The organism is Methylobacterium sp. E-005 (assembly GCF_022829725.1).
Lineage (GTDB): Bacteria > Pseudomonadota > Alphaproteobacteria > Rhizobiales > Beijerinckiaceae > Methylobacterium.
Genome location: NZ_JAKSYG010000099.1, coordinates 46,353 through 62,111 on the forward strand (window position 1 = coordinate 46,353; position 15,759 = coordinate 62,111).

Genomic DNA, 15,759 nt, shown 5'->3' on the forward strand with positions numbered 1-15,759 from the left:
TGCTGGCGTCTGGGAACGTCTCCTCAGCCTCATGCAGGAGCGCGGGGTTCAGCTCGGGATGGTGTTCCTCGACGCCACGACCAGACGCGCGCACCGGAAAGCGGCCGGTGCCGCCAAAAGGGGGATCTGGGGCCGAGCGAGACACTCGTGAGGCTGTTGACCGCTCGCGTGGCGGCTATGGCACCAAGGCATGCGTGATCGCCGACGGGCGGGGCCGCGCCGTCGCCTTCCGGCTGGCACCGGGGCAGGCGCACGAACTGCCCCATGCGGTGCCGCTGCTCGACCAACTGCCCGGTGTGCCCAAGTGGGGCGTCGGAGACCGCGGCTACACCAGTCACGCCTTCCGCAAGCACATCTGGGACATGGGTGCGCCCCGCGATCCCGCCTCAGCGCCACGAGGCCCCCGTCGCCTGCCCGGACTGGATCTACAACAACCGCACTCAGGTCGAGCACCTCCGGGCGAGGTTCAAGGAATGGCGTGCCATCGCAACCCGCTACGAGAAAACCGCCGCCAGCTTCATGGGCGTCCTTGCCCTCGCCGCAGCCCGCGACTAGCTCAAGCGATAACACGCCCTAGGTGCATGGCCTTGTAGGGCGTCGAGCACAGCCGGATCGATGCCTGCTCTCCGCCCAACGGTCTTGAAGCGATGTCGCCAGCCATGATTCGGATCGACCCCTAGATCCGTCACGCCGGGCGAGCGCACCCATGCGGCCAGCCGCTCGCCGACTTTCTTGTAGATCGGGCGGGCTTTGGAACCGTCGCGGGTTCGGGCCGGATCGTAGAAAAGCGGTCGCGAACCTCTCGAACCCGCGAACGAGGGAAAGCCCTGAGCGACGAGATGCGGATGCAAGGGAACGTCCCTCCAGCGGCCCGGCTTGACCGACCTGGCCTCGGGCGTGATCCGGACGATCCAGATCCCGTCTACTTGTCGGACGCCGCTCCCACGCAGCTGGGTCATCTCGTTCATGCGGGCGCCGTCATAGGCGCAGAGCCACGGGACCCATCTTCGGGCAGCGGCATGCTCGATCGCGAGCTTGGCGAGCGGCTCCTCTAGGGAGCCGCGCAGGATCGTCAGGGCTTCGTCGTCGGTAAAGTCCCGGTCCCGCGATAGCACCGGCCTCGGCGTCCTCACGACCACGCCTGTGGCCACGTTGGCTTCCAGGCGACGCCCGCGACGCCGTAATTCATGATGGCTTTCACCGCACTGAGGTACAGCGTGCGGACCGTATTCGCCGATCGACTGGAACCGAGCAGCTTCTCCTTCCAGTCGATGAGATCACGGCGGGAGACCGAGGCGAGATCGTCGCGGCCGAGAGCGGCTTCCAATTCGGCCATCACGCCCGACCATCGTTCCACCGTGGCGGGCGCAAGATTCGCTTCGGCGGCATGGGCCGCAAGCAAAGGGCGAAGGTACGGGCGGGCCCGTGCCGGTGTCGCGTGCGGCCGACATTGATGCGGTCGGCGACGAGGCGCCGGGTTCCGGCCGCCTCGAGCATCGGCTGGCGATACCTTCGATCCGCCGTTCGCGATTGTGAGGAACGCTTGGTGGGGTCGCCTGCTCGAAGGGATGGCCGCTCCTCAGGTTGGACCAGGAATCTTCGACCTCGCAGGCCTTCCGAAGGATTCGGACGCGCGCCAGCCGCGGGTCCTTGGTTCTGAGGGACGCCTTCACTTCGCTCCTTCGAAGGAGCGGCTTCAGATCCTTCGGAACGCGACGCCGATACCAGTAGACGCCCGACTTCGGATGCCGCCAGGGGCGGGACAGCGGAAGAGCCATGGTGTACCACCCGGCGCTCCGCAACTATCTCAAGCAGATAAGCTTTTTGGGTTCGAGCGACTTGCGGGGCAAGTGGCGGAGACGGAGGGAATGTCCCGCTACGCCACAAAATCCTGCAACGACAATGGTTTAGATGGACGCCTCTCGAGCAGTGTGTACCACTCCAGTGTACCGCTGTCGAGGTCCGGCCACCCTCGGCGCCGCGCCAAAGACTGTCGCACGACCTGCGCAAAGGTCGAGCCGGTTCGAATGCGATATGGGGCTTCGAACCCATGAATCGTCGGACCGCTTCGCTCGCTGTCCCTACCGCCTCGGTTGGGAGCTGGCAGCTGGAATCGCAAACATCACGGGGGACGCTGTTGTGTCCCGGCCTATACCATCTGTACTCCGTCGGGTGTGCAGGGACTCACTCGGCGGGTGTGACTTTGGGTGCAGCCACACTCCATACCCTTCAGTCACAAATGACAGGACGCTCGGGTTTATCTGAGATTGCAACGTTACTCACCGGTTAGAGTAAGATGCCCCCGCCCAAAGAGGCGCTGACCCCGTTCCGCCCGCTTAAAGCGCTCGGCATCGGCTTGGAACGGGAACGCCCATGCTAGCAAAGCGCGTCCGGGATCCAAGGCTCCGGTCGGCAGGCCTCAGCGAACCTGTGCCAGAGGTGGCGTGCTGGCCGGCAAGCGATGAGGCCCTGTTGCCTGCTCGTAGGCGTAGGCGAGGCCCAGAAGGCGCCCCTCGTCGAAAGGACAACCGAGGAGATCCATGCCGACCGGCACCCCCAGCGGCGCCGTTTCCGTCGGGGCCGAGAACCCAGCGGGGACATCGATGGCCGGGTAACCGGTCAAACCCGCGATGATGCCGTTGCGATCGGCCTGGTTCAGCTCGGTGGTCGGCACCACCAGCCGCTTCTGGAGCGGGTAGGCCAACGCGTCGAGCTTGTTCTCGTTGAACACCGCCGCGAGGTGGTCCTTGAACGCCGCGATGCGTTGCAGACGAGCCTTGTACTCCGGCTCGTTCATGCCATCCTCGCGCGCCTGCGCGGCGAGCAGGAATTTCTCCAGGGCCGGTTTGCTGTACTTGCCGGAGGCGATGATGCCGGCGAGATCCTTCTGCGGGGCGTTGGGTACCGAAGCGAGGTAGGCGTTGATGAGCGCCTTGAACTCGTAGGTTTGGACGTCGTCCTCCGCACCCAGCCGGTCAGCCTCAAGGGCCGGGTCGTCGATGTCGACGAGGACGGCGCCGGCCGTACGAAGCCGGTCGAGTGCCCCCTGCATGACCCGATTCACCTCGGCATGCTCCGGCTTTGTGCCGAACAGGACCTTCACCACACCGATGCGGGCGCCCTTGAGGGCGTCGGGCCTGAGGTCGGCAGCGTAGTTCCCCTTCACCTTGTCCGGGTCAGTCATCACCTGCAGCATCGCCGCCGCATCGGCGACACTGCGCGTGATGGGACCGATGGCATCCTGGGTCTTGGAGACGGGCATGATGCCGTCGAGGCTGATCAGGGCTTGGGTGGCGCGCAGGCCGACGAGGTTGTTGGCCGAAGCCGGCGAGCGAATGGAGTTCACCGTGTCGCTGCCGGTGCCGGCGAGCGCCATGCCGCTCGCCACCGCTGCTCCGGTCCCGCCGCTGGAGCCACCTGGCGTCCGGGTCAGATCGTAGGGGTTGAGCACCTGGCCGCCGAGCGAGCTGATTGAGGTGCCACCCAAGGCGAACTCCTGCATGTTCGCCTTCGCCAGGATGATGGCGCCGGCCTTGCGCAACCGGGCGACGACTGTGGCGTCCTCCTTCGGCTGTGCGCCCTCCAGCGAAGCGGACCCTCCCGTCGTGGGCATCTCGGCGGTGTTGTAGTTGTCCTTCAGCACCAGCGGGACGCAGGCGAGTGGGCGCGAGGCGAGGTCGCCGTGGGCCTGATCGATGGCATCGGCCTGCTTGAGAGCGTTCCGGTTGATGTCTCGGATGGCGTCGAGCTTCGGGCCGGCCTGATCGTAGGCAGCGATCCGGTCCAGATAGGCCTGGACGAGGCCGCGGCAGGTGATTTGGCCGGCAGAGATAGCTTTGTGGACCTCGGCGATCGTCGCCGTTTCGGCAGCGAAGCGGTCCTGAGCCTGTGCGGGTACCCCGAGGGAGACGAGGATGGCGGCAGCCATAACAGCGTTAGTCGCCCTGGACATGAACAAACCCGTCAGGGTGGAACAGGCTGCCCTTCTGAACGGCTTGACCGGTTCGGACAAGCACTACGCTCCGATGAGGCTCCCGTCGGGGTGCCGCAGGCGATCAGCCCGACTTTGGCCTCTCGAGGAAGGGCCAGGGGTGTGCCTGCTCGTACGCGCGTGCAGCCCGGAGCACGAGGTCCTCCCGGAGATAGGGGCCGACGATCTGCAGGCCGACGGGCCGGCCATCACCGGTGAACCCGCAGGGTACCGACGCCGCAGGGTGCAGGCTGAGATTGAATGGGTAGGTGTAAGGTGCCCAGTTCAGCCAATCGTCGCCGTATGCCCCGCCCGGCGGCGTGTTGTGCCCGGCCGCGAAGGCCGGGACGGCAACGGTCGGGGTGAGCAGTAGGTCATACCGCTCGTTGAGCCGGGCCATGGCAGCGTGCAGGGATGCCCGCGCCCCGAAGGCTGTCGCGTACTCGGCACCGGAGACACCTTGCCCCTTCTTGGCCAGAGCAAGGAGGCCGGGATCGAGTTCGCTCCACTGCTTCTCGGGAATCATTCGGACGGCGGACCACGCGATCGTCAGCCAGATCGGTTCGAGGATCGGCATCGGGTTGGGGAACCCCGGATCCGCATGATCCACTGTGGCGCCAAGCTGCGCAAACGCCTCAGCGGCCCGTCCGACGATGGCCTCGACCTCCGGATCGAGCCGTTCGACGTAACCGAGCCTTGGACTCCACGCGATACGCAGACCCTTGACCCCCTTCTCGAGCGACCCGACCAGATCCGGCATCGGTGCGTGCGACGAGGTGATGTCGCGGGGGTCGGGACCGCTGAGCGCCTGGAGCGCGACGGCGGCATCGCGAACCGTGCGGCTCACAGGTCCGAGGTGCAGCGTCGGGGCGGCCGGGACAGCCGGGATCCGGCCGAGGCTCGGCTTGATGCCGAAGACGCCGCAGAACGAGCTCGGGATCCGGATGGAGCCGGCGCCATCGGTTCCGAAATGCACAACGCCGAGGTTGAGCGCCGCCGCAGCGGATCCCCCGGCCGTCGACCCTCCCGTGGTCATCAGCGTGTTCCACGGATTGCGCGTCAGCCCCGTCAGCGGGCTGTCGCCGACCCCCTTCCAGCCGAATTCCGGCATACAGGTCTTGCCGATGACGACCGCGCCGGCGCGCAACAGGCGCTCTGCCAGAGGCGAGTTCTGGAGGGTCGCCGCATCCGAACCGGTACGGCTACCCTTACGCGTGGGGTGACCGGCCCAGGGAATGTTGTCCTTGAGCGTCACGGGGACGCCATCCAGCGGACCCAGCGGCTTGCCGTCCCGCCAGCGGGACGCCGATGCCTCAGCGGCATTGAGGGCTCCATCCCGATCCAGAACGATGAAAGCGTTGACGGCTGGGTTCAGCGCATCGGCACGTTTGAGGACCGAGGTCACGACCTCCGTCGGTGAGCAGGACCGATCGCGATATGCCGCCTGAAGCTTTGCGCCGTCGAGGAGGGAGGGATCGGGCCCATTTTCCTCCGCTGAGGCGCGGCGGTGGAGGGGAGCGAGCGCAAGGGCGCCTGTGATCGCTCGCCGGGTCAAACCTCCGGAGTTGGCCCCATCGTCACGGTCTGACAGGTTCGCCTCGTTGCGCTCGCTGTCCGTACGGCCGGTCATCCTTGTGCTCCCCGTGCGTCAGCGTGCCAGGCCCGCGCTCGACGACGCGCAGGCCGTCGGTGACGCTGGCGCCACCGTCCTCCGTAGAGCCAGGCCGACACCGCTTAGCGTCAGGACGAAGGCGAGCATCTGTCGAGATCCGATCGTCTCATGGAGCGCGAGCGCAGCCGCCGCCGTGCCGATGATCGGCACCAACAGCATGCCCGTGGTCGCCATGCCTGTCGGCAACCGGCGCAGGGCGGCCTGCCAACTGAGGTAGCAGAGCGCGAGCGGACCGATCGCCATGTAGCTGATGCCGGCCAGGCTCGGCAGGCTCAGGCCCCTGATCTCGGAGGCCTCGGTGAGCAGGCTGATCAGCGTCATCGCTAGGCAGCCGAGCCCGACCTGCCACGCGGTGAGGGCGATCGGTGGCAAGTCGATCGGCCTTCGCTCGAGGACCGTTCCCAGCGCGAACAGGATAGCCGCGGCCAGGGCGAGGGCGATGCCGGGCGCCTTCCGGAGGATCTGGCCGGTGCCGGTGCCGTCGACGAGGACGCAGATCCCGAGGATGCCGAGAGCGAGGGCCGCGAACCCGCGCAGGTCCGGACGCTCGCCGCGCAGAACCCAGGCGAGAAGCACGGCCCAGACCGGCATCGAGTACGCCAGCAGCGCGCCCTCCGGTACGGTGAGCCATCTCAGGGACAGACCGGTGAAACCCATCCAGGCGAAGACGTTGATCGCGGCGGCGAGACCGAGCCGTCCGAGAAGCGCGCGCGGCACCGTCAGGCGCTCGCCGCGCCCGTAGGCGAGGAGGCCAAGTCCTGAGGCTGCGATAAGGCCTGCGACGCCGCGCGCGAACAGCGGCGGCCAGTCCTGAAGGACCAGCTTGAGCACCGGCCAGTTCAGGCCCCAGCCCGTCGCCGTAGCGAGGAGGAAGAGCCGTCCGGCCTGCGTGCGTGTCACGTGGGGGAGGCGCACGAGATCCGGGCTCCCTACTTCTCGACGAAGGCTTTCTCGATCACGTAATGGGCGGCCTCGCCGTGATTGCCCTCCTCGTAACCGCGCGAGGTCAGGAGCTCGCGGGTGTCGCGGATCATGTCGGGGCTGCCGCAGAGCATGAAGCGGTCGTTCTCGATCGACATCGGCGGCAGGCCGATATCCTCGAACAGCTTGCCCGAGACCATCAGGTCGGTGATCCGGCCGCGGTTGCGGAACGGCTCGCGGGTGACCGTCGGGTAGTAGATCAGCTGGCTCGAGATCATCTCGCCCAGGAACTCGTGGCGGGGCAGGGTCTCCGTGATGGTCTCGCCGTAGGCCAGCTCCTGCACCTGACGGCAGCCATGGACCAGCACGACCTTCTCGAACCTTTCGTAGGTCTCCGGATCCTTGATGATCGACAGGAACGGCGCCAGCCCCGTGCCGGTGCCCAGCAGGTAGAGGTGCCGGCCAGGCAGGAGGTTGTCGAGCACCAACGTGCCGGTGGGCTTCTTGCCGATGATGATCGGATCGCCGACCTTGAGGTGCTGAAGCTTGGAGGTCAGCGGCCCGTCCTGGACCTTGATCGAGAAGAACTCCAGCTCCTCCTCATAATTGGCCAAGACCACCGAGTAGGCGCGCAGCAGCGGCCGGCCCTCGACCTCCAGGCCGATCATGGTGAACTCGCCGTTGCGGAAGCGGAATGCGGGATCACGGGTGGTGCGGAACGAGAACAGGTTGTCGGTCCAGTGATGGACCGACAGGACGCGCTCCTCGTGAAACTTGCTCATGACTCTTTCGTCCTCACTCAGGCGACCGCCGGATCCGCATTCCCGAACGCTTCGAGCAGCTTGCCGTCGCGGCCGTCCCACGCCGCCGCGTCGCCGGCCGGCTCGGTCTTCTCGGAGATGTTGGGCCAGAGGTCGGCGTACTTGGCGTTGAAGGCCTTCCAGCCTGCCGTTCCCGGCTCCGTATCGGCCTTGATGGCATCGGCCGGGCACTCCGGCTCGCACACGCCGCAGTCGATGCATTCGTCCGGCTTGATCACCAGCATGCTGTCGCCGACATAGAAACAGTCGACCGGACAGACCTCGACGCAGTCAGTGTACTTGCAGCGGATGCAGTTCTCGGTGACGACGTAGGTCATGGCTTCACCCGTTGGCGCGGAGCTCAGAGTAGCGCGGCGAGATCCTGGCCCTCGACATCGATGGCCAGGCCCTTCATCGCCTCGGCGCTGACCTCCCCGCCCATCGCGCGGATGCTCTCCTCGCGGATCAGCGACATGAGCCCCCGGCGCAGGCCCAGGAACTCGGAGGACAGGGTCAGGGCTGGCTGCCGCGGTCGGGGCAGCGGCACCACGATCTCGGCCTTGATGCTCCCGGGGCGCGCTGTCATCACGTAGACGCGGTCGGAGAGGAAGATCGCCTCGTCGATGTCGTGGGTCACGAACAGCACCGAGATCTTCAGGCGCTGCCACATGTTGGTGAGGATCTGCTGCATGATCAGCCGGGTCTGCGCGTCGAGGGCGCCGAACGGCTCGTCGAGCAGGAGGATGCGCGGACCGGTGGCCAGCGCACGCACGATGCCGACGCGCTGCTTCATCCCGCCTGACAGCCGGTCGGGGTAGTGGTTCTCGAACGGCGTGAGACCGGCGAGGCCGAGGAGCGTGCGCGCCTGTCGCTCGCGTTCGCCGCGCCTGAGTCCCTTCATCTTCAGGCCGAACTCGACGTTCTCGCGCACCGTCTTCCATGGGAAGAGTGAGTACTGCTGGAAGATCATGCCCCGGTCCGCGCTCGGCCCCGAGATCGCCTCGCCGTCGACGGTCACCCGTCCCGACGATGGTTTCAGAAAACCGGCCAGGGCGTTGAGCAGCGTCGACTTCCCGCAACCGGATGGGCCAATGATCGATACGAACTCGCCCGGCTGCACCGTGAGTGACGTATTCGAGACGGCCTCGACGGCGCCTTCCATCGTCTCGTACCGCAGGCAGAAGTCGCGGACCTCGATCAGGCCCCGGCTCGGCTCGGGCATGGCAGGCTCCTCGATTGATGGGGGCGGGCATCCGCCGCGTGAGGCGGCGCACCACGGAGGGAGGCGCGGTCGTCGGGCTCGTCGGCTATCCTACCGGGCGGAAGCCCAGGGCATGACGAGGCGGCCCACGAGCCGGATCGCGAAGCTCGAGCCGAGCCCGAGCAACCCGATCGTGATCATGCCGAGCGCGATGTCTGGGTACTGGACCAGGGAGTAGGCCTCCCAGGTGAAGTAGCCGATGCCGAACTGGCCGGAGATCATCTCGGCGGCGATCAGCGAGACCCACGCCACGCCCATGCCGACCGTCAGCCCTGTGAAGATCTGCGGCAGCGAGGCCGGCAGGTAGACCTCGCGGAACACCGCTACTTCCCTGGCTCCGAGACACCGTGCAGCACGCACCAGCACCGGGTCGACCTGCACCATGCCCTGGAGGGTGTTGATCAGGATCGGGAAGAACGAGCCGAGGAAGGTGATAAAGATGATCGAGCCCTCGTTCGTCGGCCAGAGCATGATCGCCATCGGAACCCAGGCGATGGCCGGGATCGGCCGCAGCACCTCGCAGATCGGGAAGGCAATCTCGCGCAGGAGGTGATAGCGGCCCATGAGGAGGCCGAGTGGGACGGCGACACCGCCGGCCAGGAGAAAGCCGAACAGGATTCGGCGGCAGGAGATGAGTACGTGATCGCCGAAGACTGGATTGTGCAGAGCGATCACCGCCCGGCCCACGACGTCCATCGGCGTGGGTATGTTCAGGAACCGCACGTAGAGGGTGACGCGGTTGGCAGTCAGATACTGCCAGAGGGCGATGAACAGGATGAGCGACGCGATCCCGATCAGCGCGGCTCGGAACTCACCACGGTGCAGGCGAAGCCAGCGGCGGGTGCGGCCGGTCGTGGGTTGGGCCGGCGCGGGCGGGGGCGCGAGGGTCGCCGTTCGCGGCGGCTCGGGCTCGGCGGTGGACCGGAGGGCGACAGCTTCCATGAGGGTCTAGCCTCCCGTCACAGCGGCCTTGAGGGCCTCGTCGTAGGGCATCACCTTGCCACCGCCCTGAGCCGCGGTTTCGGCATCCTGCTTCAGCAGGAAGGGCGCGATGCCGCCCTTGCCGTCGACCACGTAGAAGGCCTCGCGGGCGAACAGCTTGATGCCGCGGGCGGTGTCGAAGACGTAGGCGACGTCGACGGGCTGCCCCTTGGTCTTCATCTCGTTCAGCGCGCCGAGCGTGCAGGCGGCGCTGGAATAGGGCTTAATCGCGCCGCCTTTCACCCAGATCTCGCCGGCCTTACGCGGCTCGGTGATCGGCTTCTTGCAGAACGTGTCCTCGCCGCTCACCTCGTAGTTGGCGGTGCTCGCGCGCTGCTGCTCGTAGTCGAGACCGCGCTCGGCGAAGACCTTGCGCAGATACGCGTCGTCGACCCACGGGCCGACGTCGAACTCCTTGATCCGGTCGAGCTTCTGCAGGACCTTCACGTCCTCGCGTGCGGCGTCGATCAGCTGCGGCTTGATTGTGGGATCGATGGTCATGATCCCACCGGGCCCGAGGAAGATGTAGACCACCTCCTTGTCGGTGCCAGTCCACGTCGCGATCTGCTCGGCGGCGCGCTTCGGGTCCGCCTTGACCCAGGCGTCGGCGTCGAGGACCGCCTTCACGTAGGCCTCGACGATCTCGGGATACTGCTTGGCGAAATCGGTGCGCACGACGACGCCATGCCAGGTCGGCAGCTTGGTCTCGACACCGTCGAACACCTTACGGGCGAAGCCGCGGAACGGCAGCAGCTCGGCGAAGGGGACGAAATCGGCGTGCGCGTCGATCTTCTTCTCCTGAAGGTTGGTCGAACCGACCTCCGGGCTCTGGCTCACGAGGCGGAAGTAGGTGGCCGGGTAGCCCTTGTCCTGTAGCGCCTTCAGAACCATGCCGTGGGCGGCAGAACCGAAGGGCACGCTGACGACCTTTCCCTTCAGGTCCTCGAAGGAGAAATATTCGGAGTCCTTGTTGACGACGATGCCATTGCCGGAACCATAGAGGTTGTACGCCGCGACCGCGATCAGCTGCGACTTGCTCTCGGGATTATTCTGGAAGGTGGCGCCGTTGACGACCAACGGGTAATCGCCCATGGCGCCGAACTGAAGCTTGCCGGCCATCATGCCGTTCGTGACCGGCGGCCCAGAGGTGAAGTTCTGCCAGTCGAGCTGGATGGTCTTGTCGGCGTACTTCCCGGTCCTGGGCAGGTACTTCTCCAGCAGCTTGAGCTGTCGGATAACCACCCCCACGGTCGCGGTGTTGGTCGTTGTGTCCTGCGTGCCGATGCCGACAGTCAGTGTCTCAGCGCGGGCAGGCGTACCGATCCCGGTGCCGGTGAGTGCGAGAAGCGCGAGAGCGGATACCGATCCGAGCCCGGGGAACCCTCTTGCCATCGCCCGCTCCGTCATGTCGGTTCGATGCCGCAACGACATCGAGGGCATGATCGGACTTGGCGACGAGTTCGATCAAACACTGAGAGCGCGCGCGGGTCGATTAGTTGCGCAAAAAGGTTGTGTCGGCCCGGATGTGCTGTCGATTTGAGCGGGAAGCTTCGGATTTAAGCGCATTCCTCGCCGCCACGCATCTGCGCTAGGATCTCAGGGCGCAGCACGACGATCTGCGTGCGCCGTGTCGCGACGACCCCTTGCTCCGAGAGCCGCTTCAGGCTGATCGTCACCCATTGCCGGGTGGCGCCGACCATGTGTGCGAGGTCTGCGTGGGTAAAGGTCGCCGCGATCGCGGTCCCGTCCTCCTCCGGCACGCCGTAGAGATCGCACAGGTGCAGGATGAGATGGGCGAGACGCTCCGTGATCGAGCGGGTCCCGAGCATCTGGGCCAGGGTCGAGTAGCAGCGGCCCTTGAAGGTCAGGCCGTCGATGACCCCGATCGCCAGCGTCGGGATCTGCGTCACGAGCTGCTTGAGGGCCTTGCCCGGCAGGTGTAGCACGCTGGAATTGCTCGCCGCCATGCCCGACCACTTGTGAAGGCCGGTGCCAAATACGTCGGGACCGCCGACGAAGTTGCCGGGGTACCAGTAGGCCAGCGTGATCTCGCGACCGGAAGGCGCCGCGTAGAAGACCCGGATGCGGCCGCTCTCGACGATCCAGATCCCATCGTTCGGCGTCTCCTGCGTGAACAGGGTCGCGCCGCGGTAGAGCACACGGCGTCGCCCCTTCTCCATGACGAGGGCAAGCTCGCGTTCGGTCAATCCGTCGAGCAGCGGGCGCTGGCCGGCGCCGGTCGTGGGTGCCGCCTCGGACAGCAGAAGGGCGTTCGCCTGGGTGTGCAGCCCCGCCGGGGCCTGAGACGGGCGTATCGGCGCCGTGGTCTGCATTGCCATCTCCTGCGTCTTGCAGGGATCTCGCCGCAAACCCTGTACCAGCTCTAAACTGTCCCTGATCGCATGCGGCATCCCGCTGTCGCTGAGCCGTCCGTGAACGCGCTGCGGCGCCCCACCCGAAGGAGAGGGGGGCGCCGCATCAAACGTCGTCGGTTGGATTGGTCAGGGGCGTCCCTGGCAGCGCCCGATGGCCCATTGGATGAGCTTGCGGACGTCGGGATCTGGATCGTTGGAGGACGCCTCAAGGGCAGCGAGACCGCGTGGGTCGGCGATCTCGCCGAGGGCCGCGGCGGACTCCTTGCGCAGGTTACTCACTTCCGAGGTCAGTGCCCGCCCCAGAACGTCGACGGCGGCCGAGGCTTTGATCCGGCCCAGAGCGTTAGCGGCCTTGATGCGGACCTGCCAGACGGGATCGTCCATCGCCGCGATAAGGGGGGGCGTCGCCTCGGGCAGCCTGATCTTGGCGCATGATACGGCCGTTTCCTCTCGCACCTGCCAGTTGTCGTCAGACAAGCCAGCGATCAACGTGGAGATGCCGGGGCCGCCGGGGCGCAGGAAGACCAGCGCCGCCATCGTCGCGCGCCGGACGGTCGGGTCGGGATCGGCCGCGGTGGCGATCAGCGCGGGCAGCGCCTCCTCGGCCTTGAGATAGCCGATGACGCCGAGGCCCTCGCGGCGAACCTCGGGCGCCGAACTCTGGAGCGCCTTCAATGCGGCCGACAGGGCGTCAGGCAGGACGAGCTCGCGCAGCGCCCGCAGGGCGGACGCCTGCACGAAGGGGTCGGCGTGCTCGGCGCGCTCGATCAGCAGCGGGCCGCAGGTCGGCTCCTTCTTCTCGGCGAGGGTGTCGGCGGCGGTGCGCCGCACGGACTCGTCGGCATCCTCCAGGGAGCGCACCAGGCCCTCGACGACGTCCGCGCCGTCGTGCTCGTCCAGGGCCTTGGCGGCGGCCGCCCGAACGGTGGCGTCCGGGTCGCCGAGACCCTTCAGAAGTAGGACCTTCGCCTCAGGGCCGACAGCCTCGGCAAGCTCCATCATCGCGACGCGCCGGACGCCCGCATCCGCGCTGGCGCAGCGCTCGGCCACGTCGTCGAGGTCGTCGTCGAAAGAATCGAATACGGGGCTCATGGTCGGCCTCAGCGCAGCAGGTACGGGATGTTGACCTTGACCGCGTTCGTCGGGCAGTCGACCTCGCAGGGCATGCAGTACCAGCACTCATCGTACTTCATGTAGGCCTTCTGCCGCGTCTCATCGATCGCGAGGATGTCGAGCGGGCAGACGTCGACGCAGACGCGGCAGCCCTTCTCGGCGATGCACTTCTCGTCGTCGATGACGACCGCGGCGCTGCTGGCCTGATTGATGATCGGCATGGATCGATCTCCGGTTCGTGGGAGGGCTACTCGGCTGCGGCCGGCGTCTTGATGCGGAGCTGGTGGTATGCGCTCATCTCCTCGGCAGCGACCGGCACGATGAACGGGTCGACCGCGCGCTTGGCGTGGGCCATCCGGCCCTGCGCGTCCTTGAACAGCACGGTGTGGCAGTTCCAGTTCGCGTCGTCGGTCTCGGGGTGATCGACGCGCAGGTGATAGAAGCCCCAGCGGCTCTCGGTGCGGTAGAGCGAGGCCGCGGCCGCCATGTCGGCGCAGTCGAGGATCGTCTGCATCTCCAGCGCCCGGTGCAACTCGTGCGGGTCGCGGGCGCAGAGGAGGTCGAGGTCCTCGCGGATCTCTGCGAAGCGGCGCTGTCCGAGCTCCATCTTGGCCGTCACCTTCGGCGGCTCGAGATAGTCGTTCACGAGGCGGCGGGTCTTGAACTCCATCTCGTGCGGGGTGAGGCCGTCGTCGCGCCGGGTCGGCGCCAGGACCCGCTCGCGCTCGACGGCGATATCGGCCTCGTCGTGGTCCGCCAGCGCATTGGCCGAGCAGTAGGCGGCGGCGTCGGCGCCGGCGATGCCGCCGTTCACGAAGGCACCGAGCATGTAGTTGTGCGGCACGCTCGCCATGTCGCCGACGGCGTAGAGGCCCCGGACTGTGGTGCGGGCAAACTCGTCGACGAAGACGCCCGAGGCTGAGTGGCCGGAGCAGAAGCCGATCTCCGAGATGTGCATCTCGACCGGTCGGCGGCGATAGTTGGTGCCGCGCCGTTCGTGGAAGCGCCCGCGTGAGGGCCGCTCGTTCGAGTGCAGGATGGTCTCGATCTCTGAGATCGTCTCCTCGCGCAGGTGGTCCATCTTGAGGAAGACCGGGCCGTTACCGCCCTGTAGCTCGCGCCAGAACTCCAGCATCATTTGGCCCGACCAGTAGTCGCACTCGATGAAGCGCTCACCCCGGTTGTTGGCCGTGTATCCCCCGAATGGGCCGGTGACGTAGGCGCAGGACGGCCCGTTATAATCCTTGATAAGCGGGTTGATCTGGTAGCACTCGAGGTTCGCGAGCTGTGCGCCGGCATGGTAGGCCATCGCGTAGCCGTCGCCGCAATTCGCCGCATTCTCGTAGGTGCCGAAGAGATAGCCCGAGGCGGGTAGGCCCAGGCGTCCGGCTGCGCCGCAGGCGAGGATCACCGCCTTCGCCTTCACCACCAAGAATTCGCTGGTGCGGGTGTTGACCCCGATGGCGCCGGCGATCCGCCCGTCCGGCCCTTTGAGCAGGCGGGTCGCCATGTAGCGGTTGGTCACGCCGATCTGGAGGCGGCGGAGCTGCCGATAGAGGACCTTCTTGACGTTGTGCCCCTCGGGCATCGGCAGCACGTAGGTCCCCATGTGGTGGACCTTGCGCATGTTGTATTCGCCCGATCCGTCCTTCTCGAACTTGACCCCGAGCTTGTCGAGGTACTGGATCATTGGGAACGACCCCTGCGCGTAGGCCATCACCGCCTTCTGGTTGACGATGCCGTCGTTGGCGACCGTGATCTCCTTCACGTACTGCTCGGGCGTGGCGTAGCCCGGCACGACGGCGTTGTTCAGCCCGTCCATGCCCATGCTGATCGCGCCCGAGCGCTTCACGTTCGCCTTCTCCATCAGGACGACGCGGAGCTTCGGATCGGCCTCCTTGGCCTTGATGGCGGCCATCGGGCCGCCGGTGCCGCCGCCGATCACCAGGATGTCGGTCTCGATGATCTCGGTCTTCGTCGCGGATTCGAAGGCGCTCATGGCAAGGTCTCGCGTCGATGGAGTGGCGGCGCTCGTGCGATCGCCGAGGAATCGGATCGGGGATTCAGGCGGCCTGCGCCGCAGCGGACGGGCTGTCGACAGCCTCAGCCGCGAGGGCGCGTAGGTAAGCCCAGGGGAAGATCCCGCGGGCATGACCGTCAGTGAACGCGATATGGACGGCATAGCCGCCCATAGGTTCGACGTGGGTGACCGCGATGTCGGCGAAGGACTGGGGGAAGCGGTCCACGATCCGATCGCGGGTGCACCACGCACACCGGCAACGAAGGCGCAGACGCTCAGCGGGCAGGGTCGCGGACAGTCCGTCGCGCCAAATCAGTTTGAGCGCGGTCCCGCCGCGCGAGAGGGTCGCAGCGTCGGGAATCGCGTCGCGATCGAACGGAGGAGGGCTCGGAAGCTCGATCTCGCAATTTGCCATACGCTCCTCCTCTGATGCCTTCGTCACAGAAGCCCAGGAGAGGTCGATCGGACAGCAATTAGTTGCCTGGAATTACAGTCAGGTGGCAGCGGGATAAGCGCTTCGCTCAGCCACCGTGCGTTCAGTTTGCTGCTGGCGAGCTGTTCGTGGTGCTAAGGGCCGGACGGAGCGCCGCCGGCTCCGCTGCGGGAGAGCGACGCAGGTTCTGAACTCGCTGCTCTGCAAACTTGG

General features: G+C 66.6%; 17 protein-coding genes and 1 pseudogene. 2 read left to right on the forward strand and 16 right to left on the reverse strand.

Annotated elements, in window-relative coordinates; translation table 11 throughout:
* Positions 1–194: 194 nt before the first annotated feature.
* Together MKK88_RS34260 and MKK88_RS34265 are read left to right on the forward strand one after the other, a co-directional pair.
* A pseudogene (locus tag MKK88_RS34260) lies at positions 195–410 on the forward strand (transposase); the annotation flags it as partial.
* Positions 367–555 (forward strand): transposase, encoded by a 189-nt coding sequence (locus tag MKK88_RS34265; protein WP_409566648.1) that lies wholly within the window; start codon positions 367–369, stop codon positions 553–555. The pseudogene MKK88_RS34260 and the gene MKK88_RS34265, both read left to right, overlap by 44 nt.
* Here the strand turns inward: MKK88_RS34265 and MKK88_RS11995 are convergent.
* The 16 genes from MKK88_RS11995 to MKK88_RS12065 all read right to left on the reverse strand — a co-directional run bounded on the left by MKK88_RS11995 (position 552) and on the right by MKK88_RS12065 (position 15,528).
* Positions 552–1,151 (reverse strand): hypothetical protein, encoded by a 600-nt coding sequence (locus MKK88_RS11995; protein ID WP_243999921.1) that lies wholly within the window; start codon positions 1,149–1,151, stop codon positions 552–554. The two genes, MKK88_RS34265 and MKK88_RS11995, sit on opposite strands and share 4 nt — an antisense overlap.
* A complete protein-coding gene (locus MKK88_RS12000; protein ID WP_243999923.1) occupies positions 1,130–1,336 on the reverse strand; it encodes a hypothetical protein in 207 nt (68 codons plus the stop codon). Before MKK88_RS12000 ends, MKK88_RS11995 begins: the two co-directional genes overlap by 22 nt.
* Positions 1,278–1,778 (reverse strand): DUF6538 domain-containing protein, encoded by a 501-nt coding sequence (locus tag MKK88_RS34090; protein WP_313902314.1) that lies wholly within the window; start codon positions 1,776–1,778, stop codon positions 1,278–1,280. Before MKK88_RS34090 ends, MKK88_RS12000 begins: the two co-directional genes overlap by 59 nt.
* Positions 1,779–2,419: 641 nt before the next feature.
* Positions 2,420–3,928, reverse strand: coding sequence for an amidase family protein (locus tag MKK88_RS12005; protein ID WP_243999925.1), 1,509 nt, complete (start codon positions 3,926–3,928; stop codon positions 2,420–2,422).
* A gap of 127 nt (positions 3,929–4,055) precedes the next feature.
* Entirely contained in the window at positions 4,056–5,600 is a 1,545-nt protein-coding gene (locus tag MKK88_RS12010) for an amidase (protein ID WP_279602251.1), read from the reverse strand.
* A gap of 18 nt (positions 5,601–5,618) precedes the next feature.
* The gene (locus tag MKK88_RS12015; protein ID WP_243999929.1) at positions 5,619–6,557 is read right to left on the reverse strand and encodes a DMT family transporter; all 939 of its coding nucleotides are present in this window, start codon (positions 6,555–6,557) and stop codon (positions 5,619–5,621) included.
* A 14-nt stretch (positions 6,558–6,571) separates the two neighbouring features.
* Positions 6,572–7,345, reverse strand: a complete 774-nt coding sequence (locus MKK88_RS12020; protein WP_243999931.1) for a ferredoxin--NADP reductase — start codon at positions 7,343–7,345, stop codon at positions 6,572–6,574.
* A gap of 17 nt (positions 7,346–7,362) precedes the next feature.
* Positions 7,363–7,701 carry a ferredoxin FdxA gene (gene fdxA, locus MKK88_RS12025; protein WP_243999933.1) on the reverse strand — a complete coding sequence of 113 codons (339 nt, stop codon included), beginning with the start codon at positions 7,699–7,701 and terminating at the stop codon, positions 7,363–7,365.
* 23 nt (positions 7,702–7,724) lie between these two features.
* The gene (locus MKK88_RS12030; protein WP_243967298.1) at positions 7,725–8,585 is read right to left on the reverse strand and encodes an ABC transporter ATP-binding protein; all 861 of its coding nucleotides are present in this window, start codon (positions 8,583–8,585) and stop codon (positions 7,725–7,727) included.
* A gap of 90 nt (positions 8,586–8,675) precedes the next feature.
* The gene (locus MKK88_RS12035) at positions 8,676–9,566 is read right to left on the reverse strand and encodes an ABC transporter permease (RefSeq protein ID WP_243999935.1); all 891 of its coding nucleotides are present in this window, start codon (positions 9,564–9,566) and stop codon (positions 8,676–8,678) included.
* A 6-nt stretch (positions 9,567–9,572) separates the two neighbouring features.
* The gene (locus MKK88_RS12040; RefSeq protein ID WP_243999937.1) at positions 9,573–10,997 is read right to left on the reverse strand and encodes an ABC transporter substrate-binding protein; all 1,425 of its coding nucleotides are present in this window, start codon (positions 10,995–10,997) and stop codon (positions 9,573–9,575) included.
* A 164-nt stretch (positions 10,998–11,161) separates the two neighbouring features.
* On the reverse strand, positions 11,162–11,938 hold the full coding sequence (locus tag MKK88_RS12045) for a Crp/Fnr family transcriptional regulator (RefSeq protein ID WP_243999939.1): 777 nt from the start codon (positions 11,936–11,938) through the stop codon (positions 11,162–11,164).
* Positions 11,939–12,106: 168 nt separating this feature from the next.
* On the reverse strand, positions 12,107–13,072 hold the full coding sequence (locus MKK88_RS12050; protein ID WP_243999941.1) for a HEAT repeat domain-containing protein: 966 nt from the start codon (positions 13,070–13,072) through the stop codon (positions 12,107–12,109).
* Between the two features lie 8 nt (positions 13,073–13,080).
* The gene (locus MKK88_RS12055) at positions 13,081–13,314 is read right to left on the reverse strand and encodes a ferredoxin family protein (RefSeq protein ID WP_149312599.1); all 234 of its coding nucleotides are present in this window, start codon (positions 13,312–13,314) and stop codon (positions 13,081–13,083) included.
* 26 nt (positions 13,315–13,340) lie between these two features.
* Positions 13,341–15,092 carry a fumarate reductase/succinate dehydrogenase flavoprotein subunit gene (locus tag MKK88_RS12060; protein ID WP_243999943.1) on the reverse strand — a complete coding sequence of 584 codons (1,752 nt, stop codon included), beginning with the start codon at positions 15,090–15,092 and terminating at the stop codon, positions 13,341–13,343.
* A gap of 64 nt (positions 15,093–15,156) precedes the next feature.
* Positions 15,157–15,528 (reverse strand): DUF971 domain-containing protein, encoded by a 372-nt coding sequence (locus MKK88_RS12065; protein ID WP_243999945.1) that lies wholly within the window; start codon positions 15,526–15,528, stop codon positions 15,157–15,159.
* Between the last annotated feature and the right edge of the window lie 231 nt (positions 15,529–15,759).